The sequence below is a fragment of the Frankia sp. KB5 genome (assembly GCF_002099325.1).
Lineage (GTDB): Bacteria > Actinomycetota > Actinomycetes > Frankiales > Frankiaceae > Frankia > Frankia casuarinae.
In genome coordinates this window covers 1-10,335 of the sequence record NZ_MRUJ01000278.1, presented here as the reverse complement: position 1 = coordinate 10,335, position 10,335 = coordinate 1, and the positions used below count along the sequence as shown (strand labels likewise).

At 71.4% G+C, this 10,335-nt stretch carries 12 protein-coding genes; 7 read left to right on the top strand and 5 right to left on the bottom strand.

Annotated elements, in window-relative coordinates; all coding sequences use genetic code 11:
- Positions 1-372 (bottom strand): DUF664 domain-containing protein (locus tag KBI5_RS22065; RefSeq protein WP_085016326.1); only part of this gene is annotated, 372 nt, incomplete at its 3' end.
- Positions 373-745: 373 nt separating this feature from the next.
- Between KBI5_RS22065 and KBI5_RS22060 the strand changes: the two genes are divergently transcribed.
- Entirely contained in the window at positions 746-1,261 is a 516-nt protein-coding gene (locus KBI5_RS22060; protein ID WP_085016323.1) for a Tn3 family transposase, read from the top strand.
- Positions 1,258-2,187, top strand: a complete 930-nt coding sequence (locus KBI5_RS22055) for a hypothetical protein (RefSeq protein ID WP_085016322.1) — start codon at positions 1,258-1,260, stop codon at positions 2,185-2,187. Before KBI5_RS22060 ends, KBI5_RS22055 begins: the two co-directional genes overlap by 4 nt.
- Before the next feature lie 601 nt (positions 2,188-2,788).
- Here KBI5_RS22055 and KBI5_RS22050 read toward each other — a convergent pair.
- Positions 2,789-3,595 carry a methylenetetrahydrofolate reductase gene (locus KBI5_RS22050; RefSeq protein WP_035732966.1) on the bottom strand — a complete coding sequence of 269 codons (807 nt, stop codon included), beginning with the start codon at positions 3,593-3,595 and terminating at the stop codon, positions 2,789-2,791.
- 522 nt (positions 3,596-4,117) lie between these two features.
- On the opposite strand from KBI5_RS22050, the gene KBI5_RS22045 reads away from it, so the two are divergent.
- Complete coding sequence (locus KBI5_RS22045; protein WP_241883097.1) at positions 4,118-5,434, top strand: hypothetical protein; 1,317 nt, start codon at positions 4,118-4,120, stop codon at positions 5,432-5,434.
- 62 nt (positions 5,435-5,496) lie between these two features.
- On the opposite strand, the gene KBI5_RS22040 is transcribed toward KBI5_RS22045, so the two are convergent.
- Positions 5,497-6,186, bottom strand: a complete 690-nt coding sequence (locus tag KBI5_RS22040; protein ID WP_085016320.1) for a formylglycine-generating enzyme family protein — start codon at positions 6,184-6,186, stop codon at positions 5,497-5,499.
- A gap of 109 nt (positions 6,187-6,295) precedes the next feature.
- Between KBI5_RS22040 and KBI5_RS22035 the strand changes: the two genes are divergently transcribed.
- Both KBI5_RS22035 and KBI5_RS22030 read left to right on the top strand, forming a co-directional pair.
- Positions 6,296-6,892 (top strand): TetR/AcrR family transcriptional regulator, encoded by a 597-nt coding sequence (locus KBI5_RS22035; RefSeq protein WP_085016319.1) that lies wholly within the window; start codon positions 6,296-6,298, stop codon positions 6,890-6,892.
- A 6-nt stretch (positions 6,893-6,898) separates the two neighbouring features.
- Positions 6,899-7,480 (top strand): TIGR03086 family metal-binding protein, encoded by a 582-nt coding sequence (locus KBI5_RS22030; RefSeq protein ID WP_085016318.1) that lies wholly within the window; start codon positions 6,899-6,901, stop codon positions 7,478-7,480.
- 77 nt (positions 7,481-7,557) lie between these two features.
- Here the strand turns inward: KBI5_RS22030 and KBI5_RS22025 are convergent, their stop codons facing one another.
- On the bottom strand, positions 7,558-8,241 hold the full coding sequence (locus KBI5_RS22025; RefSeq protein WP_011436722.1) for a DUF2599 domain-containing protein: 684 nt from the start codon (positions 8,239-8,241) through the stop codon (positions 7,558-7,560).
- A 97-nt stretch (positions 8,242-8,338) separates the two neighbouring features.
- On the bottom strand, positions 8,339-8,617 hold the full coding sequence (locus KBI5_RS22020; protein ID WP_011436721.1) for a GlsB/YeaQ/YmgE family stress response membrane protein: 279 nt from the start codon (positions 8,615-8,617) through the stop codon (positions 8,339-8,341).
- Positions 8,618-8,950: 333 nt separating this feature from the next.
- Between KBI5_RS22020 and tatA the strand changes: the two genes are divergently transcribed.
- Together tatA and KBI5_RS22010 are read left to right on the top strand one after the other, a co-directional pair.
- Positions 8,951-9,235 carry a Sec-independent protein translocase subunit TatA gene (tatA, locus tag KBI5_RS22015; protein ID WP_085016325.1) on the top strand — a complete coding sequence of 95 codons (285 nt, stop codon included), beginning with the start codon at positions 8,951-8,953 and terminating at the stop codon, positions 9,233-9,235.
- 169 nt (positions 9,236-9,404) lie between these two features.
- The coding region (locus tag KBI5_RS22010) for a site-specific integrase (RefSeq protein ID WP_241883095.1) at positions 9,405-10,335 on the top strand (931 nt) is incomplete at its 3' end.

The following is a 10,335-nucleotide window of genomic DNA, read 5'->3' as shown; positions in this document are numbered from 1 at the left end:
GAGCGCGTACCCGGCCGCGGCCTTTCGGGAGGCTGCGCACGCCTGGTCGTACGCCGCCAGCAGCGAGTCGATGGTGTCGGTGTCGGCAAGCACCCAGCTGGTGTCTTCCTGGCCGGTCGGGAGTGTGTCGGGGTCGTCGGTCAGCCGACCGAACCAGTTTCGCTCCACCACGGTCAGGTGTTTGACGAGGCCGGCGAGGGTGGTGAGCGAGGGCAGCATCCTGCGTGCGCTGTCCTGGTCGCTGACACCGCGCACCTTGTGGACGAGGACATCCCGGTAAAAGTCGAGGAACGCTTCCAGGGTTTCGCGTTCGCCTGCGGTGCTGGCCTGCATGACCCGCAGTGTCGGCGGGCGTGGCGGTGGCGGCTGCATGCCGGCAACCGTAGCGCGCTGCGAAGACGGGGCCTGAGAGTGATCAAGTCTGGTGCGCGGGTTGGGTCAGGTTCCGATGACGAGGACTTCGCGGGCGGTGCGGTAGGATCTCGACGATGACCGCGAGCCGTGGCGGGCGGCCAGCGGGCGCGCTGACGGCCGCGGGTACGCGCTCCTGCCGACGTGGAGTCACACCGTTGTTCTTGCGCGTCTCCGAACGCACTCGACCAGGATCTGTGGGGAACCGACCTGGTAGGGAGGCCACCGAGATACGGCAGAAAGGGGCAACGGGCGGCTGTAGCCCGGTGGCGTACGGCGTTGGGTCGCTCGGTATCCTGCCGATCACTATCGGGGGTGTAGTACGGGGTGGCTGGTGGCATCGATCGAGGAGGAGGCTGCGGGGGCGGCCGATCCGATCGGGGAGGTCTCCGAACGCGCCGGCCGGCTGGTGATCAAAACGTTGGCGGAGGCCGGCTGGAAGAATCTGATCCGCGCCGCGATCTCGATCCGGGAAGGCGTCCGCTCCTCGGTCACGCTGCTGCGCCGTCTGGGCAAGGTCGAGGCCTTCCACGGCTTCGCCGACTGGCTGATGTTCGGCGGGGACCTGATCGGCCACAACGATCCCGACCATCACGAGAAGATCGTCAAGTTCAACGAGCTGACCGCGAACTGCGTGATCCACCAGAACGCGTTGGACATCACCGATGTCGTTAACCAGCTCGTCGCCGAAGGGCAGGTGGTCGAACCCGACGACCTGGCCACCATCAGCCCGTACATCCGCGAGAACGTCCGCCGCTTCGGTGAATGGGGGCTCGACACCACCCCACCCGAGCAGACCGTCACCCGCCTCGACGTCACTCTTCCCACCTCTGTGGATRTTCGTCGATGACGCCGACGGCCCCCGGAAGTGGGGGAGACAGCGGGGGTGCGTGGCTTACCCGGATCGGGGAGCTGTTCGGGATTGTTCTGGCTCCGGTAACGGTACTCACCGCGCTGCTCTACGACTTCGGTTTCGTCCGTGCRCAGGCCCTGTTCGGCTATTTCGGCCTCGAAGTCAGCCAGCTGGACTTCTCCTTCCAGGATCTGGTGCTCCGCAGCGCCCAGGTCGTCTTCCGTCCCCTGATCTTCCTCGCCTTCCTGGTTCTGCTGACCCTGGCTGGCCACGCCCTGCTCACCCGGCAGCTGCGCCGACGTCCCCCCACCTCCCGCGTCGCTCGGGGGGCCTCTCCCGCAACCGGGCTGGTTGCCATGCTGCTGTTCCTGACCGCAGCCGGCAGCCTCGACCTGATCAACCTGAAGTTGATACCTGTGCGGGTGGCGCCGGTCGCGCTTGGCATGGCCGCCGTGCTGACCGAGTACGCCGTCCACCTAGCCGAACAGCAGTGTCACCGGCGACGCCGCCGCCGCGCCCGCCGCGGACCACCCCCACCGCTGATGTCCGCCCCGCTGACCCGACTACGCCGCGCCACTCTCGCCGCGACACTGCTGATCGCCCTGTTCTGGGGGTTTTCCGTCGAAGCCGATCGCCAAGGCAACCAGCTTGCCCGCGGCATCGCCGCGACCGTCGGGCAACGATCGGCAGCCATCGTCTACAGCACCGACCGACTCCCGTTAAGCCCGGACTACCAGGTCGACGAAGTCGACCTCACACCCGCCAAAACCATCTGGCGCTGGCGCTACACCGGCCTGCACGTCCTGGCCTACCGCGCCAACCGCTGGTTCCTGCTACCCACCAGCTGGACGAAGGACAACGGCGCACCCGTCGTCATCCTCACCGAGGACCCCACCCGACTCCGCGYCGACATCGTCCCATAAACACAAACTCCCGCCAGGCCACTCTTCCGGCCGAATTGTGCGATATAAAAGAAAGCGAGAAAAGTGTCTCACCCGCCCCCGGAAATGTGCGAGGAAGGCGCGGTTCCCCCACCTCCCGCGGGAGCATTATCGCCATCCGGCGGGGATACCCGAGGACTGGAAGGAGGTGGAGTCCCCGATTCGGGGCGCACGCTCGGGATTCCGCCGCCACCACCGCGCGAAACGRCTGCCGAGACCCCAGGAATCTGTCCATTGATTGATTTTTTCTGGTCGATTGTGGGATGCGGCTGGGGTAGCGTGGGGATCGCGAAGCCGGTAGGAGTACTCGAATGCTCTTCCGTTCCGGAGGTTGTGGGGGATGGGCTAGGCACATGAGATTGAGAAGATGATCTGCACGCTGCCACGAGGACGATCAGACTGACGGGCAGCACAACGAACATAGCTGTCCACCTCCACCAGCCCTCCCTTTTCCTGGCACTCCTGCTGTTTCGGCGTCCACCCACCACATCCCCCGACGATGTTGCTCTGCGACAGATCGACATCTCTTCGTACTAATAATCACTGTCGGGGTGCCCTGTGTCACTCACTCCRGCCCGGGCGGTTAGAGAAGGTCCTCAAGTCGGGTGGCGACCTGGCGGTAGCGGCTAACCGGGACGAGGTGCACACCGGCGAAGGCGCCGCTGTCGCGCAGCCGTAGCACCTGGTCGCAGGCCGCTTCGACCCCGGCCGCCTGGTCCCGTTCGACTGCTTGGACGAGGTCGTCGGGAATGTCGATGTCGGGGATGGCCGCGGCGAGGCGGCGGGCCATCCCGGCGCTCGCGAGGACCATGACGCCGGCGTAGATCGGCAGTTCGACCGGATGGGCGTCGCGCCAGCGCAGCAGGGCGTCCACCGAGTAGCTGATCTGTACGAACAGGAAGTCGGCCGCTCGTTTCCAGGTGGGCAGTGGACGTAGGCCAGCCGCGGCGCCGACCCGGAACGCCGGCATGTCCGCGAAGACCGGATCCTCGCTGGCCGCGCGGGCCTCGTCCATCATCGCGCGCACGGTCAGGTCGCCGGTCCGGTTCCCGGCGGTGGGTTTGTCGCCGTGGACGAACAGGAATTCCTCGACGCCGTAGGCCGCGGCGGTGAGCAGGTCGCGGCGGAAGCCGAGCAGGTTACGGTCGCGGGAGTTCACGCAGGCGATGCTGCGTCCCCCCATCGTCGCCACCTCGTGGGCGACGGCGATGCTCGACACCGTCGCGCGTCCGATGTGGTTGTCGGGGATCAGGAACGCGTCGGTGACGGGGCTCAGGACGCCGATCTGGTGGCGGGCGTGGGTCAGGTCCGGCCGGGTCGGCGGCTCGATCTCGCAGATCATCTCGAAGCCGCGCACCGGGCGTTCGTGACCCGCCGTGGGTTCGCGCATCCTGACAGGATAGGACTCCACGGACCACAGCCACACCGCACGGGTGCGCTGCGCTGCTGTAGCACACCGTAGGAACAGTCCGAGGTGGCCCACCGGCAGTTCGTGCCACTGAAGTTGGACCGGACCGGATCACCATGTCGGCGCATGCGCTGGTCCGATTCCCCCCAGGCCCATGTGCACCCGAGCCAGCGCGGTCCCTGCCAAACAAAGCGGCCGGAACCCGGCCATCTACCGGGGCCGGTCACAGGGAACCATCCCGGGATGATCATTTTCTGACGCCCGGGAAAGGAGGCTTATCGGGCGTCAGGACGCGCCATGCCACGCGCTCCCCTGAAACGTTCCGTTTCGTGGTATAACGTTTTTCCAAACGTTTCATCGCTTGCGACGATATGTAAGTGGAGGGGATGAGTCATGTCTCGGGTGCCACGACCGCCGCACCAGCGTCGGGAGCCGCCTGAACCGGTGGGGCCGATGCGGCCGCCGCGTCCCCGTGACGGCGAACCCGCGCTCCCGGCGGCCGGCATGTCTTCGGGAGGAGCGCCGGGGGCTGGGGGCGGCCCGGCGACGCCGGAGGGATCCACCGCCGGCCCGGCGGCCGGCCACGCGGTCCCCGAAGGCACCCGCGCCCGCGGCGGCGGGGACGACGGCGGGGCCGGCGGCGCGCCCCCGTCCGGACACCCGGCGCCGTCCGGCGGTGCGGCCGGGTCCGAGGGTGCGGCGGCCCGCGCCGCGACGGCGCCGCGCTGCGCCTTCCCGGGATGTACCCGACCCGCCGCCCCCGCCGAAGGCCCGGGGCGCCCGCCGGCGTACTGCGACGACCCGGCGCACAACCGGCTCGCGGCCTACCGTCGCCGCCGTGAGCTCGCCGGGCGTGGCGGTGCGGACTCCGCCGGCACGCCCGCCGCCCGGGCCGACCTCGCCACCCTGCCGCTGGCCGCCGGTCGGCTGCGCGCCGAGGACCTCGCCGCTCAGGTGCGCGCCCTCGCCGCCGAGCTGACCTGCGCCCTCGACGCCTTCAGCCGGCAGATGTCCGCCCTCGGCGACGTCACCGCCGTCGAGGCGGCCGTCGAGGCGGCCGAGGCCGAAGCCGCCGAACGGGTCGCCGAGGCGGTGGCCCGTGCCGTGCGCGCCGAGCAGCGGGCCCGCGCCGCCGAGGCGGCCCGCGCCGAGGCCGAGGCCGTCGCCGGCGAGGCGGTGAGCGCGCTGGAGGACGCCGAGACCCGCCTGGCCGCCGCCGAGGCGGCCAAGCGGCAGGTGGTCGAGCACTCCGCCGAGACGGTCCGCGCGGCCAACGACGCCGCCGAGGCGGCCCGCGTCGAGGCCGACGCGCAGGTCCAGGCCGCCGCCGCCCGCGCCGCCACCGAGATCGAGGCGGCCCGCGTCGAGGCCGCACGGCGCATCGACGAGGCCGTCGCCGCCCGGGAGCGGGCCTCGACGCGGCTGGAGGAGGCCCGGCGCGCCGCCGAACGCGACGCGCACACCCTCACCGAGCTACGCGCCGAACGCGACGCCCTGCGCGAGGACATCCGCCGCGAACGCGCCGAGGCCGAGCGGGTGCGTGCCGAGGCGGCGGCGCAGCTCGACCAGGGCCGAGCCGCCGCGGCAGCCGAGGCCGAGCGGGTGCGTGCCGAGGCGGCGGCCGAACTCGACCGCGTCCGCTTCGAGGGCGAGGCACGCCTGGCCGGCGAACGTCAGGCCGCCGCCGAACGTCTCACTGTGATCGGCGAGGCCCGCGCCGAGGCCCGGGCCCGCGCCGAACGCGCCGAACGCCAGGTCGACGAACTGACCGCGGAGCTTCGCGCCGTGCGCGCCAGCCCCACCCGCCCCGACCCCACCTGATCAGGATCGCTCTCGTCCGGCGGGCAACACGGACCGGTGCGTGAGCACGGATGCGACGTGGGTCAGGRCACGGCGCAACGCGCGACGCGGAACCCCACGTCGTCGAGGTGGAAGGCCGGGTGGCCGCGGCGGCGTACGGAGGCCCGGCAGCTCCAGTGCTCGTCGAACCACCCGCCGCCCCGCAGCACCCGATAGGTGCCGTAGACCTCGGTGTCGTACAGGTCCCAGCACCAGTCCCACACGTTGCCCAGCATGTCGTACAGGCCCCAGGAGTTGGGCTGTTTGCCGCCCACGTCATGGATTCGCCCGTGGGAGTTGCCGCGGTACCAGGCAATGTCGTCGAGCGGCCCGTACCGCGGGCCGCTCGTGCCGGCTCGGGCGGCGTACTCCCACTCAGCCTCGGTCGGCAGCCGGTACCCCTCGGCGCGGGTGTCCCACTCGACACCCTCGCCGCCGACACCCTCGCCGTCGGCCTGGACACGGTACGCGGGCGCCATCCCGTCGCGGTGGGACAGGGCGTTGCAGAACCGGACCGCGTCCCACCAGGAAACCCCCTCGACAGGCAACCGGTCCCCGCGGGCCGAACTCGGCCGCTGGCCGCCGACCGCCGCGTACTGCTCCTGGGTGACCGGAAACGCCGCGAGACAGTACGGCGCGAGCTCGACCGACCAGCTGCGCTGCGTTCGCCGGTCGGACAGCGTCACCCGCCCCGGCGGGATGGAGATCAACGTGTTTCCCACGCCCGCGTCCATGGCCGGCGATCCTACCGAGGCTCGTCCGTACGGAGAGTCCCGGTAGGATCGCGGGACGTCCGTATAGAGTGTTACTCTAGAGTGGTGCTCTATGGGAGGTGTCGGGGTTATGAGAGGTGTCGGGGTAGCGCCCAGTCGGGCCCGGCTGGTGGACGCGGCCGTGGCCTGCGTGCTGGAGCAGGGCTGGGAGGCCACGTCCATGCAGGCGGTTCGGCGTCGGGCCGGTGTCAGTAACGGCAGCCTGTTTCACTACTTCCCCACCCGGGGGGACCTGGCCGCGGCCGTGGTGGGTGCGGGTCTTGYCGATCATCAGGGCGCGCTGTGGGGTGAGCTGCACACCTCGACCGGGCCCCGTGATGGCGTGACCCGCCTGGTCACCCGCCATCTGCGGTGGGTGGAAGAGCATCCGCGGCTGGCCCGACTGCTGCTGACCGCRCCGGTCGATGTCCTGCGCGGCTCGATCGATGAGCGCACCGCCGCGGACAACCGCGGCTTCTTCGCCGCGGTGGCCGACTGGCTGCGTGGCCACGGCTGGTCCGACCGGCCCGACCTGGCGGTCGTCGTCGCGCTGTGGATCGGCCCCGCCCAGGAATACAGCCGCCACTGGCTCGCCCGCCCCGCGGGCTCCCCGACGCTCGTCGCCGACGACCTGGCCGACGCCGCCTGGCGGACGCTCGGTCCCCTGCTCACCCCGCGGAAGGAGTAAGGAGTCATGACCCGTTCCTTGCAGTGCTACCGCCGTGCGCTCGACACGTTCACCACCATCGTCACTCGCGTGCCCGCCGACCGGTGGGACGCCCCGTCCCTCTGCCCGGTGTGGACCGGGCGGCAGTTGACCGGCCACGTCATCGACGGCCAGCAGCAGATCGTCAGCCTGCTCACCGGGCACGGCCCCCGCCCGCCCGTCACCGATCCCGCCCTCCTCACCGCCCTCGCCGGCCCCGATCCGGGCGCATCCTGGCAGCGCACCCACCAGAACACCGAACGCACCCTCGCGGCCCTGGACCCGGCCACCGTCGTGGACACCCCCCTGGGCGCCCGGAGCGTGGACGAGGTCCTCACCGTCGCCGTCATCGAGCCCCTCGTCCACGCCTGGGATCTGGCCACCACCATCGGGCAGACCGTCCAGCTCGATCCCGACACGGTGACCGCGACGCTCCCCGCCGTCGAAGCACTCGGTGGCCAGCTCGCCGCGACCGGCATGTATGCCGCCGCCCAGCCCGCGCCCRCCGACAGCCCACCCCAAGACAGGCTCCTGRCCGCACTCGGACGCCGCTGGACCCCGAGGAACTGACATCAGCAGTATCACGTGGGGGCTGATCACACGGGCTCGTGCGCCAAGTCGTCAACCGCCAAGTCGTCAACCCGCCGTCAGGCCTGCTCGCCGGAGACCGTCCGCTGGGGGCGTACGCCGTCCGGCCGGTAGATCCTGGCCGGTGGCCCGGGGGGATCGGTGCCGAGGGTGTTCCCGCAGCGGGTGGAGATCCATGTCCGGATGCCGCCGGGACGCGGCGCCGGCCGCCAGCTTTCCAGGTCGTAGGTCTCGCCGGTGGCGAAGCCCTTCCCGCCGTTCAGCGCCGGTAGCTGCGCGAAGTTCTGATGGCACGCCAGCTGGTCACGCAGACTGTCGGCAACCTCGCCGCGCAGGCCCGTCACACACCCCTGCACGGCCTGCCAGATCTCGGCGGCAACCTGGCCGGGGTCCCCGGCGCGCCGCCCCTCGGGGGTGGGGCGCACCTGGATGCGAAACCGGCCGTCCGCCCACTGCTGCACGACGATCTCCTCGACGTAGCGGCTCGGGCCGCAGTAGGGCGTGCTGGCACCGGCGGCCCGCGGGCTGTGTGTCGCCTCGGGGCTGGGGCTCGGGCTGTGCGCGGGAGTCGGGCCGCCCGGGGGATGCACCCCCGCGATGGCGTGCGGACCGGCCGGGGTGTCCGGGCCGCAGGCGACGGCGAGCAGCCCCACCGCCGGCACGCCCAGCAGAACCCGCACGAGGAGCGCGCACAGGCGCGCCCCCACGATCCCGGACGCGGTGCTCCCTGCGGTCCCCGCCATGTGCGTTCCCCCGGATCCGGTGCGGGTGGGTTCCGCCGGTTATCGCCGCGTCAACCCACCGCACCGGGCTGCCGTGAGGCGGCCTCGGGGACGAGCGTCAGCGGTGCAACGTACGGCGGCGGCCCACCGCCCGCCACACCAGCAGCACGACGATACCCCCGATGATCGAGCCGACGATGCCGGACGGTTGCAGCGCGCCCTCGCTGAGATCACGGTTGAACAGGACGTAGCCGAGGAAACCGCCGACGAACGAGCCGACGATGCCGAGCAGGATCGTCGCAGGGATACTCATCGGATCAGGTCCGGGCACGAGCAGGCGCGCGACCGCGCCGGCAACGAGACCAAGCAGCATCCAACTGACGAGGGTCCAGACCATGGAAGACCTCCGACCAATAATGATCATCGATGGCCGACCTATGATCATGGTCGACCGATGATCGAGGAGTAGGACGTCCGCCGTATACCCGACCGACCCGGTTCGTCAAACAACATCCAACAACATCCGAAACGTCGTCCTGCGGACAGCCTGCCCGTCGAGATGACTGTCGAGATGCCCGTCGAGCGCCCTCCCGGACCGGGCCGGGCGCCACCGCATCATCGGCCCGGCCGTGGCCCGATCACCGGACGGGGCTGCGAACGGGGCGGCGGCCGGTCGTAACATGTGGACCAGGCCGACCGTGCGTCGGATCCCGTCCGAAGGATGGTTCCCGTGGGTGACATCGGCGCTCCCGAACTGATCATCATCATCCTGGTCGTCGTCGTGCTGTTCGGCTCGAAGCGGCTGCCCGACGCCGCCCGTTCCCTAGGCCGCTCCCTGCGGATCTTCAAGTCCGAGATCAAGGGCCTGCACGACGACGAGGCGCCGGCCCCTACCGCGGCCGTTGCCGYGGCGCCCACCCAGGTCACCGGCCCCGCGCCCGCCGCACCCCACACTCCGCCGTCGGCCGAGCCGGCCACGCCGGCCACGGGTGGATCCGGGAACCGGTCCGCCTGAGGCCCGCTGAGCGTTTCCCGCGGCGAGGCCGGGCGAGTCGCGGCGGACTAGGGTGGATCTCGATGCCCCAGGATGCCCGGACGCCCCGGCGGTGAACGACGAGACCACCAGGCCGATCGCCGGCCCCCGTGCGTTACCGGCCGGCTCCGCCGGCGCGGCACAGCCGCCGGTGCCGGTCCTGGCGCCGGGCACCGATGGACAGCTCACCGCCGATCTGCTCGCTCGGGTAGGGGACTACGCCCGCGCCGCGCGTTCCACGGCGACCTGGCGGGCCTACGACAGTGACCTGCGTCAGTTCCGGGCCTGGTGTGAACGTCAGACGGTGCCGCTGTGCCCGCTGCCGGCGACCCCGGCGACGGTCGCGGGTTACCTCGCCACGCTCGCCGACGCCGGGTACAAGCCCTCGACGATCCGCCGCCGGCTCGCCGCGATCTCCGTCTCCCACCAGCTCGGTCGCCATCCCAACCCGGCGAGCGCACCGGAGGTCTGCGCCGTCTGGGACGGTATCCGCCGCACCCGCGGGGTCCGCCCGAACCGCAAGGCCGCGCTGGACACCTCCCTGCTGGCCCGGGTCGTCGCCGGGCTGCGCGACGACGACCTCGCCGACGTCCGCGACCGGGCCCTGCTGCTGATCGGATTCGCCGGCTGCCTGCGCCGCTCCGAACTCGTCGGCCTCGACGTCGCCGACCTGCTGGAGACCCCCGACGGAGTCGTCCTGACGATCCGRGCGTCGAAGACCGACCAGGAGGCCGCCGGTGCCCTGGTCGGCGTCGCCTACGGCTCCTACCGGCCGACCTGCCCGGTGCGGGCCTGGCGGGCCTGGGTGGACGCCGCCGCRCTGACCGACGGGCCGGCGTTCCGCGCGGTCAACCGGCACGGGCAGGTCGCGCCGGGGCGGCTCTACCCGGGCTCGGTGGCCCGAATCGTGCAGCGCCGGGTGGCCGCCGCCGGACTCGACCCGGCCGACTTCGCCGGGCATTCGCTGCGCTCCGGGTTCGCCACCGCCGCCGCCCGCGCCGGTGTCGCCGACCGGTCGATCATGCGCCAGGGCCGGTGGCGCTCCTCAGCGTCGCTCGACGGCTACGTCCGCGCCGGACGGC